The sequence below is a fragment of the Acidiferrobacter thiooxydans genome (genome assembly GCF_003333315.1).
Classification (GTDB): Bacteria; Pseudomonadota; Gammaproteobacteria; order Acidiferrobacterales; family Acidiferrobacteraceae; genus Acidiferrobacter; species Acidiferrobacter thiooxydans.
Window position 1 is genome coordinate 1,068,147 of the sequence record NZ_PSYR01000002.1, and the last position, 14,445, is coordinate 1,082,591.

The 14,445-nt window shown below is 63.9% G+C and carries 16 protein-coding genes; 9 read left to right on the forward strand and 7 right to left on the reverse strand.

The features are described from left to right. Positions 1–119 precede the first annotated feature (119 nt). Together C4900_RS12175 and epmB are read right to left on the reverse strand one after the other, a co-directional pair. A complete protein-coding gene (locus C4900_RS12175) occupies positions 120–1,001 on the reverse strand; it encodes a hypothetical protein (protein ID WP_211306939.1) in 882 nt (293 codons plus the stop codon). A 34-nt stretch (positions 1,002–1,035) separates the two neighbouring features. Beyond that, on the reverse strand, positions 1,036–2,067 hold the full coding sequence (gene epmB / locus C4900_RS12180; RefSeq protein ID WP_065968864.1) for an EF-P beta-lysylation protein EpmB: 1,032 nt from the start codon (positions 2,065–2,067) through the stop codon (positions 1,036–1,038). Between the two features lie 437 nt (positions 2,068–2,504). On the opposite strand from epmB, the gene iscB reads away from it, so the two are divergent. From iscB to C4900_RS12215, 7 genes are all read left to right on the forward strand, one after another. After that, positions 2,505–3,920: an RNA-guided endonuclease IscB gene (gene iscB / locus C4900_RS12185; protein WP_114283167.1), complete on the forward strand. Its 1,416-nt coding sequence runs from the start codon at positions 2,505–2,507 to the stop codon at positions 3,918–3,920. Next, positions 3,917–4,486, forward strand: coding sequence for an elongation factor P (efp, locus tag C4900_RS12190; RefSeq protein WP_065971450.1), 570 nt, complete (start codon positions 3,917–3,919; stop codon positions 4,484–4,486). The genes iscB and efp overlap by 4 nt, the downstream gene beginning before the upstream one ends. Next, positions 4,467–5,459, forward strand: coding sequence for an EF-P lysine aminoacylase EpmA (epmA, locus tag C4900_RS12195; RefSeq protein WP_228579694.1), 993 nt, complete (start codon positions 4,467–4,469; stop codon positions 5,457–5,459). The genes efp and epmA overlap by 20 nt, the downstream gene beginning before the upstream one ends. Before the next feature lie 31 nt (positions 5,460–5,490). Next, positions 5,491–6,555 carry an NADH:flavin oxidoreductase/NADH oxidase gene (locus C4900_RS12200; protein WP_065971448.1) on the forward strand — a complete coding sequence of 355 codons (1,065 nt, stop codon included), beginning with the start codon at positions 5,491–5,493 and terminating at the stop codon, positions 6,553–6,555. Between the two features lie 205 nt (positions 6,556–6,760). Beyond that, a complete protein-coding gene (locus C4900_RS12205) occupies positions 6,761–7,498 on the forward strand; it encodes an MBL fold metallo-hydrolase (protein ID WP_065971447.1) in 738 nt (245 codons plus the stop codon). Then, on the forward strand, positions 7,498–7,857 hold the full coding sequence (locus tag C4900_RS12210) for an ArsR/SmtB family transcription factor (RefSeq protein ID WP_065971446.1): 360 nt from the start codon (positions 7,498–7,500) through the stop codon (positions 7,855–7,857). The genes C4900_RS12205 and C4900_RS12210 overlap by 1 nt, the downstream gene beginning before the upstream one ends. Beyond that, positions 7,854–9,107 carry an MFS transporter gene (locus C4900_RS12215; RefSeq protein WP_065971445.1) on the forward strand — a complete coding sequence of 418 codons (1,254 nt, stop codon included), beginning with the start codon at positions 7,854–7,856 and terminating at the stop codon, positions 9,105–9,107. The genes C4900_RS12210 and C4900_RS12215 overlap by 4 nt, the downstream gene beginning before the upstream one ends. 135 nt (positions 9,108–9,242) lie before the next feature. On the opposite strand, the gene C4900_RS12220 is transcribed toward C4900_RS12215, so the two are convergent. From C4900_RS12220 to C4900_RS12235, 4 genes are all read right to left on the reverse strand, one after another. Next, positions 9,243–10,007: a DUF481 domain-containing protein gene (locus C4900_RS12220; protein WP_065971444.1), complete on the reverse strand. Its 765-nt coding sequence runs from the start codon at positions 10,005–10,007 to the stop codon at positions 9,243–9,245. A gap of 330 nt (positions 10,008–10,337) precedes the next feature. Next, the gene (locus C4900_RS12225) at positions 10,338–11,606 is read right to left on the reverse strand and encodes a response regulator (protein WP_170132535.1); all 1,269 of its coding nucleotides are present in this window, start codon (positions 11,604–11,606) and stop codon (positions 10,338–10,340) included. 152 nt (positions 11,607–11,758) lie between these two features. Then, complete coding sequence (locus C4900_RS12230) at positions 11,759–12,022, reverse strand: acyl carrier protein (RefSeq protein WP_065968640.1); 264 nt, start codon at positions 12,020–12,022, stop codon at positions 11,759–11,761. Between the two features lie 125 nt (positions 12,023–12,147). Then, positions 12,148–12,294, reverse strand: a complete 147-nt coding sequence (locus C4900_RS12235) for a lmo0937 family membrane protein (RefSeq protein ID WP_114283170.1) — start codon at positions 12,292–12,294, stop codon at positions 12,148–12,150. A gap of 111 nt (positions 12,295–12,405) precedes the next feature. Here C4900_RS12235 and C4900_RS12240 point away from each other — a divergent pair, with 111 nt between their 5' ends. Together C4900_RS12240 and C4900_RS12245 are read left to right on the forward strand one after the other, a co-directional pair. After that, entirely contained in the window at positions 12,406–12,789 is a 384-nt protein-coding gene (locus tag C4900_RS12240; protein ID WP_211306940.1) for a NifU family protein, read from the forward strand. Positions 12,790–13,214: 425 nt separating this feature from the next. Next, positions 13,215–13,532, forward strand: coding sequence for a hypothetical protein (locus C4900_RS12245; RefSeq protein WP_065968638.1), 318 nt, complete (start codon positions 13,215–13,217; stop codon positions 13,530–13,532). Here the strand turns inward: C4900_RS12245 and C4900_RS12250 are convergent. Further along, the gene (locus tag C4900_RS12250) at positions 13,505–14,419 is read right to left on the reverse strand and encodes a Kdo hydroxylase family protein (RefSeq protein ID WP_065968646.1); all 915 of its coding nucleotides are present in this window, start codon (positions 14,417–14,419) and stop codon (positions 13,505–13,507) included. The genes C4900_RS12245 and C4900_RS12250 overlap by 28 nt on opposite strands. Positions 14,420–14,445: the final 26 nt, after the last annotated feature.

Here is a 14,445-nt window from a genome sequence, read left to right on the forward strand (position 1 = left end):
GCGATCTCGCTTGCCATCAAGAACAAGGCCGCGCTCGCCGCCGCATTCCCCAAAGGCTACAAGGGGATCGGCCGTACCTGCGCATGACGCCGCGTCCCGGGCCATGAACGGCCATAATCCTATGGGGAAGCGGGAAACCGCTGGCGGGCCTCGCGCACCGATTTCCAGAAGGCATAGCCGGCGATCGGCACGAGCAGGATCACGACCAGCATCAGTCCCACGCCGAGGTGCGCCAGATTATGCACGCGCAGACCGGTTGTCCAGGACAACGAGGCCAGACCGGGATCCACGAGCCCGAGGGCACCCACGAGCATGAAACTCACGCCGCCACCGCTCAAGGTGCGACCGGCCATCTTGCGCGCCACATAGACCCGCGCGCGGCCATCAAGCTTGCGCCGAGCCATCCAGCCACCGAACAGGGAGCCAAGGAGCATCTGCGTGACGGTGGTCCCGAGACCGAAGAGAAGACCGGGCAGGAATGCGAGATAGGCATGGTGCATGGCCGGCGCCAGGACCGTATAGACGATGATCGCAAAGGCGCCCGTCCCCCACCCGGCCAGAAAACCATGAACGAGCGGCATATAGCGCGGCAAGGCTGCGGGCTCGTCGCGAGCCTCGTGGTCGAGCGCATGGCTGTGGAAGAGGTGCGGGACGCGGCCCTTGCGCAATATGAAAAGCCCTGAGGCCGCCATGACTGCCCCGACGACGATATAAACCGCGAAATTCCAGCGCGCCCCGGCGAGAAAATCGCTCATGGCAAAATAGGCGAGTTCGGAGGCGATCGCGCGCTGCAAGGTGAAGGCGAGCGAGAACAGCAGACCGGCCCTGAAGCCTCCGCGCACCGAGTAGGATCCGATGGCATAGTTGAACGTGATCGGCCAGGTGTGCTCGTCGGGCGTTATCCCATGGACCATGCCAAGAAAAAACGCGGTGGCGAGCGCCAGACCCACGCCCAGACCGGCCAGCCCGGGGTTCCAAAGATTCAAGTCCGCAATCGCCACCCTAGCTGCCCGCCTCTCTATGTAATCGCGTACTTTACCGGCAACCGGGGCCTGCGCCAACCGCGACCACCGGGACCTTGGCCGGCGCACCAGTCTCCTCGCGCACTAGCCGCGGCACGAGATAACCGGGAAGCCGCGCGCGCAGGATCTCCAGAAGTCCGAGGGCGCGCGCGGCGTCGACCGCGAAATGCGCAGCCCCCTCCACGCGATCAAGCATGTGGAGATAATAAGGCAGGATGCCAGCCTCGAACACCCGCTCGCTCAGGGCCGCCAGCACCTCGGCGTCATCGTTGACCCCGGCAAGCAACACCGCTTGGTTCAAAAGCGTGACACGCGCCGCCCGCAAGCGCTCGCACGCGCGCACCACGGCGTCATCGACCTCACGCGGATGGTTGATATGCAGCACCATGGCCACCGCAAGTGGCGCCTCATCAAGCCAGCCGAGAAGCCCGTCATCGACGCGGCTTGGGATCACGACAGGCACACGGGTATGCAGCCGCAAGCGTTTGATGTGTGGCAGGGCGTGTAGCGCACCCATCAGGCCGGCGAGCTTGTCGTCATGCAGGGTCAGGGGGTCGCCCCCGCTCAAGATCACCTCGCGAATCGAGGGGTCGGTGGCGAGATGGGCGGTGGCTTGCGCCCAATGGTCGCGCGCGGCATGGGCCTTGGCATAAGGAAAGTGGCGTCGGAAGCAATAACGGCAGTGGATGGCACAGGCCCCGGTGGCGGTCAGCAACACGCGGCCTTCGTACTTATGCAAGACCCCGGGTACGACCTGAGCGGCCAGATCGCCGACCGGGTCCCGCGAGAACCCGGGCTGGGGGGCTTCCTCAAGATCGAGGGGCAGGACCTGGCGCAGCAAGGGGTCCTCGGGGTCACCGGGACGGATACGCGCCAGATAGGCGGGAGGGACCCGTACCGGGAAATGCTCGTGCGCACGATGTGCGGCCGCAAGCAGGGTGTCCGGCAGCCCCAGGACCCGGACTAGGGCCTCCGGGTCGCGGATGGCCGCGGCCAGCTCCACCTGCCAAGGTGCCTGCCGTGCGGGATCGGTTCGATGTATCATAGGCGCGCACTGTCCGTGTTCAGTCGATAAAAGGCAAGTGACGCCGGCCAGTCCCTACTCCAATCCGAGATCGTCGTCAACTACCCCGGCATAAATGCCGGAGCTTGGAGGGGACAACCGAAAAGTTGGGTTGACCAGGGGGCACAGGATGTTCTGTGCAGACGTGGACAATAGGTCGTTACGACCCACTCCGGGATGCTTCCTCAGTCCCGGACACTGGAAGGACGGAATCACGCTGGGTAAAGGCAAAGACCCGAAGGTTCCATCCGCCGTCGCATGGGCCATACCCCCACACAAAGGGGGTTGTCCACGGCCCACAATGAGACGGGAGCCGGTTGTCCACAACCCCGAGGGGAGAGGCTCCGTAAGGAGCCCGTCACTAGGGCCGCTGTCGGGCCACTAGGGGGCCCGTAAGGGCCGTTTTGAGAGAGGGTGGTATGGCGGTTTTTGTGTTAGACCGGAGAAAGAAACCACTGATGCCGTGCTCGGAGCGGCGCGCCCGGTTGCTGCTGACGCGCGGACGGGCGCGGGTCCATCGGGTGGTGCCGTTTACCATCCGGTTGGTGGATCGGTGCCAGGAAGACTCGATCCTGCAGCCGCTGCGGTTGAAGATGGATCCGGGATCGAAAGAGACCGGCTTGGCACTCGTGCGGGAGCCAGACACCGTCGCTGGGGCCACCGGCGAAATCGTCCGTACCCTCACGGTGCTGATGTTGCTGGAACTGAGGCACCGGGGCCCAAGTATCCACGAGGCCTTGACCCAGCGATCGAGTCATCGCCGCTTCCGTCGGGGCCGGTTGCGGCATCGCCCGGCCCGGTTTGATAACCGAACGAGGCCAGAGGGTTGGCTGGCGCCATCCCTACAGCACCGGGTGGATACGACGATGGCGTGGGTCGATCGCCTCTGTCGGTGGGCGCCGGTTGCGGCGCTGTCGCAGGAGCTGGTCCGGTTCGACACCCAGCAGATGCAAAACCCCGAGATTGTCGGCACCGAGTACCAACAAGGCACCTTGGCCGGGTACGAGGTCCGGGAGTATCTGCTCGAGAAGTGGGATCGCACCTGCGCCTATTGCGGGGCCCACAACACACCCCTCGAGATCGATCATATCCATCCTAAGTCCCGGGGCGGCAGTGATCGGGTAAGCAACCTCACCATCGCCTGTCACGACTGCAACCAGCGGAAGGGGAACCGGCCCCTGACCGAGTTCCTGGCGCAAGACCCGGAACGGGCCCGGAGGATCCGAGCCCAGGCCCCGGCGCCATTACGAGATGCGGCGGCGGTGAACAGCACCCGCTGGGCCCTGTTTCAGCAGTTGAAGGCGACGGGGCTGGAGGTGGAGGTCGCAAGCGGCGGACGGACCAAGTGGAACCGCCACCGGCTGCACCTCCCCAAGACCCATAGCCTGGATGCTGTGTGCGTCGGGTCTGTAGACACCATCCATAATGCACAACAACCCGTTCTGACCATTAAGGCCACAGGTCGGGGGAGTTACCAGCGCACGCGTCTCACAAAGCACGGTTTCCCACGGGGTTATCTGACCCGGAGCAAAAGCGCCTTTGGGTTCCAGACCGGGGATCTGGTGAAAGCTGTCGTCACGAGCGGGAAGAAGGCGGGTCGGTACCTCGGCCGCGTGGCCATCCGCGCCACCGGGAGCTTCAACATCCAGACCGCAACCGGCCTGGTCCAAGGCATTGCTCACCGCTTCTGCATCTTGATCCAGAGGGCAGATGGGTATGGGTATGCCCTCACGAAGAGAGCCTTTGATACAGGAGAAGCGGGAACAGGGGCGGCTTATGCCGCCGCGCTCTCCCTCCCCGGGATGAACCCCGGGGTTTCCCGCGCCAACGGATGACCACCTATAGCACCAACGAATTCAAGAGCGGACTGAAGATTATGCTCGACGCCGATCCCTGCGCGATCATAGAAAACGAGTTCGTGAAACCCGGCAAGGGCCAGGCCTTCAACCGTGTCAAGATCCGCAATCTGAAGACCGGGCGCGTCGTGGAGCGCACCTTCAAATCTGGCGACACCGTAGAGGGCGCCGACGTCATCGATGTCGAGATGCAGTACCTGTATAGCGATGGCGAATTCTGGTATTTCATGTCGCCTGAGACCTATGAACAACTGGGGGCCGACAAGACCGCCGTAGGCGAGGCCGCCAAGTGGTTGAAGGAACAGGCCCTGTGCCTGGTGACGCTGTGGAACGGCGTGCCCTTGAGCGTCGCCGCGCCCGTCCATGTCGTGCTCAAGGTCACAGACACCGACCCCGGCGTGCGTGGTGACACGAGCGGCGGTGGCGGGAAACCTGCGACCCTCGAGACCGGTGCGGTCGTGCGCGTGCCCCTTTTCATCAATGTCGGCGACAGCCTGAAGATCAACACCCAGACCGGCGAATACATTGCCCGCGCCAAGGAATAGGGCCACGTCCGGGCACGAGCACACCGGTTCACCGCGCGCGCGCCTCGCCGCCATGCGCCATCGCGCTGCGCTGTTGGCCGAGGCGCGTGCGTTCTTCGCGGAACACGGCTATCTGGAGGTAGAGACGCCGGTACTCGCACGCGCGGGCACACCGGACGCGCAACTGGCACAGTTTGCGCTAAAGGACCCGGTTCTGGGCGCCCTTTACTTACAGACCTCTCCCGAATACGCCATGAAGCGCCTGATCATGGCGGGTAGCGGTTCGATCTATCAGATCACAAAGGCATTCCGTCAGGGCGAGAGTGGGCGGTTCCATAATCCCGAATTCACATTGGTTGAATGGTACGGTCTGGGCTATGACCACTGGCGTCTCATCGCCGAGGCCTGTGCCCTCATCGCGCGGCTCGTCCCTTCTCTAGGGGCGCCTGCGCGCATCGTAAGTTACCGCGAGGCGTTTCGCCATGCCCTGGACATCGACCCCATCGAGACATCGACCGATCAGCTGCGCGCAGTCGCGCACAAACACCTTCCGACGGCACAAAACCTCGTCCTAAACGACCGCGATGAGATCCTCGACCTCATCATGAGTCATGCCGTGGCCCCCGGATTCCCGGTCGAGGCCTTGACGGTGGTGACGGATTATCCATCAAGCCAGGCCTCACTTGCGCGCCTCAACGTCCAAGGGCTCGCCGACCGTTTCGAGATCTACCGGGGGCCACTGGAACTCGCCAACGGATTTTATGAGGCGGCGCGCGGCGAGGAATACGCCGAGCGATTTGCAGACGAGGCAGCCAAGCGGCGCGAACGGGGCTTGCCACGCATTGACCAGGACCAGCGCCTGCTTGCGGCACTCTCGGAAGGCGATCTGCCCGACTGCGCCGGTTGCGCGCTCGGCTTCGACCGGGTTCTGATGCTGGCCATGGATGCCACGCACATCGACGAGGTCTTGGCGTTCCCCATAGCGCAGGCCTGATAACCCATCACCACACCCGACAGGAGGCCGCGTGAGCGCGCTATTTTCATCCTTTCGTCTACGTTCGCAGACGTTTCGCAACCGCATCTTCGTTTCTCCGATGTGCCAGTACTCGAGCATCGACGGCTTTCCCACTGCCTGGCACCTCGTCCATCTCGGCAGCCGCGCAGTGGGCGGGGCGGCGCTGGTCATGATGGAGGCTACGGCGGTGAGCCCCGAAGGCCGCATCAGCCCCGGAGATCAGGGCCTATGGAGCGATGATCACGGCGAGGCGCTAAGGCCTATCGTCTACTTCATAAAGTCCCAGGGCGCAGCGGCTGGCATTCAGATCGCCCATGCCGGCCGCAAGGCCTCCACCGATGCCCCGTGGCGCGGGGGGCGTCCGCTGGCGCCGCCCGAGGGCGGCTGGTCGGTGATTGCGCCTAGCTCGATTCCATTCGCCTCCGGGCACCCCCGGCCGGAGGCCTGCCGGGATGCCGACCTACGGCGCGTGGTGGCGGATTTTGCACAGGCGGCGCGGCGCGCCCACGAGGCCGGGTTCGATGTCCTGGAACTGCACATGGCGCATGGTTACCTGCTGCATGAATTCCTGTCGCCGCTTGCCAATCGCCGCGAGGACCGCTACGGGGGACCGCTGGAGAACCGCTTGCGGCTGCCGCTGGAAGTGACCGAGGCGGTACGCAAGGTGTGGCCCGACGACAAGCCTCTATTCGTGCGCATCTCAGCCTCCGATTGGGTGGATGGCGGCTGGGACATCGAGCAGTCGCTGGTGCTTGCCAGGGAGCTGAAGGCGCGCGGCGTCGATCTCATCGATTGCTCGAGCGGCGGCCTGGTTGCAGACGCCGAGATCCCTGCCGGCCCCGGCTATCAGACCCCGTTCGCCACCCGCATACGCGCCGAGGCCGGTATCGCCGTAGGCGCCGTGGGGCTCATCACTGAGCCGCTGCAGGCCGAGCAGATCGTGCGCACGAACCTTGCCGACTGCGTGTTCCTGGGGCGCGAGCTCTTGCGTGACCCCTATTGGCCGCTACATGCCGCGCACGCCCTGCATCGCGACGGTGAATGGCCCGCGCAGTACGAACGCGCCCGACCCTGACCCCAACGATGCCCCGCCACCCCGGCCGCCCCTGTCGCGGCCGGGGTGGCACCTATACCCCTTACGGCCTTTGCGAAGGGCGGCATGCCGCCAGTACCAAGAACGGCTCCCGCCCATCTGGCAACGACTGTCCCTTGACAGAGGCGACGCGGTGATCCTATATTAGTTAAAGAATTGCTAAACTTCTTTATCTCAAAGGCCCCGCATGTTCTTCAAACAACGGATGGATACGGATGGCACGCTCTCCTACCTCTATGGATGCGGCAGTCGCGGCTTGGCAGTGGCCGTGGATGTCGTGGCGGGCGACGAGGACTGGTTCGTGGCCGAGGCCCAGAAGAGTGCGGTACATATCGCCTATGTGATCGATACCCATATCCATGCCGATCATCTTTCCGGGGGGCGGACGCTGGCGGCACGGATTGGCAGTCCCTACTGCCTCCACGAAAGCGACCAGGGCGCGGTGGGCTTTCCGATACATGGGCTGCGGGACGGGGATAAGCTCACGACCGGCAACGTCGTCACGCAGGTCATCCATACGCCGGGACACACCTTGGACAGCATCTGCCTGCTGGTCGCCGATCTGCGACGCGGCGACGATCCCTGGTTTGCGTTGACCGGGGACACGATCTTCGTGGGCGGGGTCGGACGCCCGGATCTGGGTGGCACGCCGGGGCACATGGCCGCACTCCTCTACGATAGTCTCCATGAGCGCATCCTGGCCCTTCCCGACGATCTCGAGATCTTTCCCGGACACGCCGCCGGCAGCGTCTGTGGCGCAGGGCTTTCCGGAAAGCCCTCGTCGACGCTCGGTTTTGAGAGGCGCTTCGATCCGTATTTGAGCCTGGGACGCGAGGCCTTCATCGCCCGGCTCATCGAGGAGACCCCGGCGCGGCCGGCCGATATGGATCGCATCGTCGCAGCCAACCTGGGGCGCTCGGCGTGATGGGCGAGGATATCCGGTTTACGCTCTTCGCGGAGGTGTTTGCGGCGCTCGCCCATCCCAAGCGCTTGGAGATCGTCCATATTTTGGGTCATGGCGAACACACCGCCGGCGAACTCGTCGAGAAAACCGGCCTCTCCAAGGCCAATGTCTCTCAGCATGTCGGCATCCTGAAGGCCCGGGGGCTTATTCATTGCGAAAAGCGCGGGACCTTCTGCCATTATCGGCTAACGGACCCAGGGGTACTGGATACCTGCGAGCAGATCCGCCACCTCATTCTCGATCGCATGGAACTTTCCTCCCGGCACCGCACCGAACTTACACGCGCAAAGGCCCCCGTGCGCGGCAAATCGCATCCATGAACGTGGGCGCGCACGCAAGGCGCGGCATCGCCATCAATATCGGGCAGTTCAGTCTTCAGACCGTCCAGGTGTTTTTCGTGGGACTCATCATGGGCATGGAGCGGACCGTGCTGCCGACCATGAGCCGCGACTTCGGCGTGCGACCCCACGCCTTCTTCTTCCTGGCATCGTTTGTCATCTCCTTTGGTCTCGTGAAGGGCGCCTTGAACTTCGTGGCGGGCGATCTTTCCGATCGCCTTGGGCGCAAGCGCGTGCTGCTCTATGGATGGCTTGCCGGGATCCCGATTCCGCTTTTGATCGCGCTTGCGCCGAACTGGTGGTGGATCATTGCCGCCAACGTCTTTCTCGGTATCAACCAGGCCTTCACCTGGACGATGACGGTCACAAGCCAGATCGATCTCGCCGCCAACAACGAGCGCGGGCTTGCGGTCGGCATCAATGAGGCGCTCGGTTACATCGCCGTGGGTATGGCCGGGCTCGGCACCGGCTATGCCGCTCTCTCCTATGGGCCACGGCTTACGCTGCTCGTCTTTGGTCTCACGACCATCGCCTGTGCCCTGCTGGTACTCACGCGCGTCGAGGATACGATCCCATGGGTGCGGGCCGAACACGCCCACAAGGCGATCGGCGATGCCCACACCCCGGGCCCATCACTCTGGGATGGCTTTGTGCGGGTTTCCTTCAAGGACCCGACTTACCGCGCCATTTGCCAGGGCGGGGTCGCCAATAAGATCGCCGACACCCTGGTATGGGTGTTGCTTCCGGTCTTTTTCAAGACCCACGGCCTGGGCCTTGTGCAAATCGGCTGGATCACCGGGCTCTATGCCATGGTCTGGGGCCTTTCACAGCTTGCCACCGGACATCTGGCGGACCGCATAGGACGCAAGGTGCCGGTGGTGACGGGTTTCCTGCTTTTGGCATTGGCGCTGGTCGGGGTGGCGGTCGAGCGCTCATTCCGCGACTGGCTCGCGGCCGCGGTCATCATGGGTATGGGCATGGCGCTGTTATATCCAAACCTCATTGCCGCCATGTCGGATCTGGCGCCCCCGCTGGAACGGGGGCGTATCCTCGGCGTCTACCGGTACTGGCGCGACACCGGCTATGCGATAGGCGGCATCGTGCTCGGACTGGTCGCCGCGCAGACCCGGCAGACACAACCGGCCATCTGGTTGACGGCGGCGCTGGTGGCAGGATCGGGCCTGTGGATCGCCGTCGCCGTCCGCGAAACCCACAACCGCCTATACGCCTGATCCAGGCCGGCCCACGGGGTCACGAGACAAGGCCCGTCCACGACCCCGTGGTCCCGGGCTTGCCGGACGACCGGGGCGCGCCACGATAGGCGCACCCCCAGGCATGTCCCTCCAGGGCCTGCGGTCGAACGACCGCTAACCGATATGGTAGATGAGATTCAGCGTGGTAAAGGTCGTGGTAGTGGCATAGTGGACGAGGGCCGTGGACGGCAGGCTCGTATAATGGATGACCTCTTCCGAGAATTTGAGTGCCAGATGGAATATGAGCGTGGTCGTCACCCCGCTGGTCGATGTGACGAGCGTCCCGCTACGCGCCCCCATGACACTCAGATGTTCACTAAAGCGCGTCCCCCGATGCAGATGCCACACATAGTTCATCGCCACGTCGCCGACCGGTTCATCTTGTGCGGAGCGCCCCGTGGGATAGTAGTTCTGCCGGGCGCCCCCGCCGGCTTCGAGATTGAGATGCATGGTGCGGGTCGCAACGACCGTCCGGCCGGCATTCACCATTTCCACGAAATAATGATCATAGCCGTCGAAGAGATTATGGTCGTAGCGGACACTACCGACGACAAAACTCACGGGTGCCGACTTGAAGCTGCGCCGCACCTGCAGCGTGGTAACGAGACGGTTCACGTCTGCCACGCCGTTGTAGGAGAAGTAATTGTAGCTTAGGTTCCCGCCGTAGCTCCACAGACCGACGGTGTCGCGAAGCCGATCGGTGGAGTTCAGGCTGGTGGTGAGCGCAACCCCCGAAGACGATGACAGACCAGCGCCGAACTCACCGTGCCATCCGGCCTTTGGGAGGGCCTTGGCCGCCGCATAGGCGCATCCGGTCACAAACAGCAACGCCGCAGCGGCGACTATCGTAAGCCGCAGATAAGCAAGACGCGCCCTCATGCCGGACGGGCATCACGCCACGTAGACCCGAAACGGGCGGCCACCACCAGCGCGGTACAGCCCCCCGCCCTGCGCCTCTGGCACGCACAGGGCGCCACGACACCCCGGCCGCGCCTCGGAGAAGGACTGCCTCCGGCCCCGGCGCGAGCACACCGGGACCCACGATCTCCCTGCTGACTTTCCAATGGCGCCTCTACCTGTTTTTGTGGTAGGACTCGTAACCATGCCCCAGGTTCCCGTCCGCCGACCCACTGCCGTGCCGGTGGCGCGCGGACCGCGCATATCTGATGGGCCCGGTTCTAGGCCAGGATGGGCATCGCCGCGGGCGCACTAAACGCCCGGATCTGTGTGCACTGACTGACGCAAGGCGGCGATGGCAGGATTCAGACCCAGGCCACGACGCGCGTTCAGAAACTCGAGCAACACCACGACCTCCGATGCCAGCAGATCCAGAAACGGCTCGAGCTCCGCCCCCCGCCCGTCCCGGAGATAACACACGGCGCGGTCGAGCCCCATCATCGCGACCGCACGGGTGGCCGGTCCGGGAACGGAAAATGCCGGCGGGACGACCGGCTCGGGCATGAATTCGGGTTCGAACAAGACCTCAGGGCCGGTGTCGCCCCCAGACTCCCCTGGCGGCTCGGGCACGACGATGCCGTCTAGGACCAACTCCTCGGCCCCGCCGAGGGTGTCGCTCAAGGCCGAGCCGCTCGCCCGGTTGCCCCCCAGGGCCACGGCGCGCTTCAGTCGCTCCTCGGCCATCTGGCGGAGCGCCTCGCAGCCCGCGGCACCCTCTTCCGACGACGCCACCCCTATGCTGATACTGAGGGTCTTGCCGTCATGGATCGGACGATGCGCAAACGCCCCCACCAGGCGCTGCGCCAGGGCGAGCCCCCGACCCTTGGATGTACCCCCCACGAGTATGCCGAATTCGGCCCCGCCGAGCCGCGCCATCGCCGTTATATCGGCCCCCCCCTCATCGCGCAGCACGGTGGCGACATGCCCTACTACCGCCTCCATCTGTTCGTCCCCATATTCGCGATACAGGATACGCACCCGATCGAGGGCTGCGAGCAACAATGTGACGGGGCGTTGCGCGCTGGCCTCGTGCAAAAGCGCCTCCCCCCGCTCATGGAAGGCATCCCGGCCAAGCAGCCCCTCATAAGGGGAGGCCTCCTCGGGAACCGGCTGCTCGAAACGCATATAGGCCTGCGTACAGGCCTGAAGCTGAGCGAGATTCAGGGGCTTTGTGATGAAATCCGTGGCCCCACAGGCGAACGCGCGGGTCTTGGTCTCGTCGTCGTCTGCGCCGGTGATCACAATGATCGGGAGCTCGCGGATGCGCGCGTCATCGCTGGCCCGCACGCGACATATGAAGGCGTAGCCGTCGAGCCGCGGCATCTCGATGTCGGTGATCAATACGCCCACGTCCGGGGCCTGCAAAAGCGCCTCCCAGCCAGCCTCGCCGTCGGCCGCCACCGCGACATCGAAGTCCACCTTCAGCATCTTGCTGATGGCTTGGCGGATGACTGCGGAATCGTCCACCACAAGCACTCGCCCACCGTTGCGCGCCGTCACTACCGCCGTAGTCGCACTCACGCTCACCTCTAGTTATCGGCGGGGATTTAACGGCCGCAAATCAAGGCCTTGCTCCCCCGCATGACCATCCCTTGACCTTAGAACGAAAATCCCCAAAGTCAAATGACGGCACGCGCAGGGCGCCCGTGGCGAGCGGCGACGCGGGCGCGGCTTTAGGCCACGCGCACACCGGGCGCGAGCTTGGCCTCGGCCACGAGATCGACGAGACTGTTTACGGTACGGGCCTCGATGAACCGGGTATCGTCTATGGTCGTGCCAAAGCGGCCCTCGAGCGCCAGCAATATACTGATCGCGTTGACCGACTCCACGCCAAGATCACTATAGAGATCCTTGTCGGGCGGGATCGGCCGCGCCAGCTTCCCACTGGTCTCGACGATCGCCATCACATCCTTGCGTATATCGCTAATATCCGACATAAAGCGACTCCTTACCACGATTCTTGTCCCTGAACGCGCCCATGGCGCACCAAGTCTCGATCCCAAGTGTTGCCGGTCGGGGGTGCGGCCACTCTAGGAGGGCGCCCCCTACCTGTCAATCCCACTCATATGGCGTGGCCTTGAACCAGGTTGACGATCAATAGCACCAGGGCGACCACCAGCAAAATATGAATGAAACCACCCATCGTACGCGAACTCACAATGCCTATGAGCCACAATACGAGTAAAATGACGAAGATAGTCCATAACATGGCCGCTCCCTCTGCATGACCTGCCGTCCACCTTAGGGGGCGCTGCAAGCGGGGTCAATCGGCCTTCCTGGAAAGATATGGTGGGGACCGGCCCAATGAGACACAATGCCCATGAGTGAAAAACACCGTCGACAGGCGATTCGGTTTTACACGGAAGAGGAACTCGACGCCCTGGAAGAGACAGATCCGGACACGGCGTACCGCATCGCGCGCGCCCAGGCCCTTGCCGCGCGCGAACGGCGCGGGCCGGCTCTGGATGCGGCCACGGGACCGCCGGACCAGGCGGCCGTCGAGCGCGCCATCGAGGATGTGCGTCGGATACTCCAACGCGACGGGGGCGATATCGAACTCGTGGATATCGTCGGCGCCACCGTGCGCGTACGGATGAAGGGCGCCTGCGCCGGTTGCCCGAACTCGGTGCTGGATCTGCGTAATGTCGTCGAAAAGGTGGTGTGCGCTGTGCCGGGCGTCTCTTCGGTCGTCAACACCTTCTGACGCGTCCGGCCATTCCCACTATGAAAAATAGTGACTGACGCGCTATTTGTAGCCACATGAGACGAGGGGTGTGGGCCGCACTCCACGACATCGGCTACAAGACCGCTTGACGTAGGGGGGAGGCGCAGGCATTGCCGGTGTCGGCGGAGCAACCACCGACCGAAGCAGATGATGGAATGATTATCTCTATGGATTTAGGGGGCATATCCTCATTCTCGCAAGACGCGCCCCGGTACGGCTTGCTCCATGCGCCAGATCACCCCGTCAGGAGTCCGGAAAAACCGATCCCGCGTGGCTTTGTTGAGCCCCCTTTACGCAAGATCGTACGGGTGGCAACGTCCCGCTCGCGGTCTGAAAGATCACAGACGGCTTCCGTCGCGCACGAGACAGTGTCACAACCTGCCTTGACGGCGGTAAAATAGGCCATGGACGATTATATTGATCCCCAGGCCCGCTGCCCGGGACCGGAGTCGCTGCGACCTGATGCCGTGATCATCGAGGGACGGACCCATAACGGACACGCGTGCCGCATCATAGACAACACCTGCTCGGTGGCGCGCAAGGACCTGGTCGAGGTCCTGGACGGACTGATCGCGGCACGGCGATTCGGAATGGCGGCGCTTTCGGCACGCGGCGGCCAGACGCTGGTCATCGGTCGACCGGAGGCCACGCATGTGCAGTTTGGCGACACCCTCTATCGCCTGCTGCTCTACCCCTACGAGGCCCGGATCGAGCGGTTTTGATCTCGGGTCGTAACCAGCGACCGCCCCAGGAGCCGTTCTAGCACCGACAGCGGCGCGCGCGCCGGCTCGTTCAGACCATGCACGGGCACATGGAAGGTCTGCTCAAATAGATACTGGCCAGCCATCGCCGCATGGGGAACCTGATCGGTAAAGACCATCCAGGTGGTCCCGGCCGGGAACGTGACCTCGTATTGGGGACAGTGGCGCTGGAAATAGTCGTCGCCCTTCATGGCATTATGCAAGGCCAGCATGTAATGATCGTAGGCCGAGCGGTAACCGGTGGTAAGCCCGCACGCGGCCAACAGCCAGCGCTGCCCCGGGAGCGGCGGACGTATCGTTGGTAAAAAGCGCCGGGCGCAGGTCTCGAAAGGCTCGCCTAGGCGCCACACTCGACCGCGACCGTCGGGATTGACGTTGCTAAAAACCCGCAATATGCGCTGACCCCCGTTCGGGCGCGAGGGAAAGGCATCCACGTGCAAGCGGCTATCATCCTTGCGATAGGACGAGGGCCGCTCCTTGGCCTCGACCGGGCGGTAGCTGGTGCGCCCCAGGCGCAGATGCGGCGTGTAACCCGGCAACAGGCCTTCGACTAGCGTGCGCGCGCTCTGTGCAAACCGCGCCACCATACCCCGCAGGTGTTCCCGTTCGTGACCTCCCAGGACCGTCCCTTTCAGGCTGCCTGTCGACACGTCATAACTGATGTTCTTGGCGCGACCATCCGAACAGCGCGGATCCAGGAAGGACCGCTCATCCGCACTGAGCGGGAAGGTGAGATGCGGAAAGAACAAGACCTGCCCCCCCTCCAGAGCGCGCAGCGCCTGGTCCCTGACGGCCTCGCCAAAAACGGCATCGAAACGCTCGCCCTCGATATTCACCAGTGGATCCATGACCCGCCCCCTCATCTACCGCCGGC

What these genes read in the sequence shown, in the direction of transcription:
- epmB (WP_065968864.1), bottom strand. Translation starts at nt 2,067, where the DNA reads ATGATACATCGAACCGATCCCGCACGGCAGGCACCTTGGCAGGTGGAG.
- iscB (WP_114283167.1), top strand. Translation starts at nt 2,505, where the DNA reads ATGGCGGTTTTTGTGTTAGACCGGAGAAAGAAACCACTGATGCCGTGC.
- efp (WP_065971450.1), top strand. Translation starts at nt 3,917, where the DNA reads ATGACCACCTATAGCACCAACGAATTCAAGAGCGGACTGAAGATTATG.
- C4900_RS12205 (WP_065971447.1), top strand. Translation starts at nt 6,761, where the DNA reads ATGTTCTTCAAACAACGGATGGATACGGATGGCACGCTCTCCTACCTC.
- C4900_RS12210 (WP_065971446.1), top strand. Translation starts at nt 7,498, where the DNA reads ATGGGCGAGGATATCCGGTTTACGCTCTTCGCGGAGGTGTTTGCGGCG.
- C4900_RS12215 (WP_065971445.1), top strand. Translation starts at nt 7,854, where the DNA reads ATGAACGTGGGCGCGCACGCAAGGCGCGGCATCGCCATCAATATCGGG.
- C4900_RS12220 (WP_065971444.1), bottom strand. Translation starts at nt 10,007, where the DNA reads ATGAGGGCGCGTCTTGCTTATCTGCGGCTTACGATAGTCGCCGCTGCG.
- C4900_RS12230 (WP_065968640.1), bottom strand. Translation starts at nt 12,022, where the DNA reads ATGTCGGATATTAGCGATATACGCAAGGATGTGATGGCGATCGTCGAG.
- C4900_RS12235 (WP_114283170.1), bottom strand. Translation starts at nt 12,294, where the DNA reads ATGTTATGGACTATCTTCGTCATTTTACTCGTATTGTGGCTCATAGGC.
- C4900_RS12240 (WP_211306940.1), top strand. Translation starts at nt 12,406, where the DNA reads ATGAGTGAAAAACACCGTCGACAGGCGATTCGGTTTTACACGGAAGAG.
- C4900_RS12245 (WP_065968638.1), top strand. Translation starts at nt 13,215, where the DNA reads ATGGACGATTATATTGATCCCCAGGCCCGCTGCCCGGGACCGGAGTCG.
- C4900_RS12250 (WP_065968646.1), bottom strand. Translation starts at nt 14,419, where the DNA reads ATGGATCCACTGGTGAATATCGAGGGCGAGCGTTTCGATGCCGTTTTT.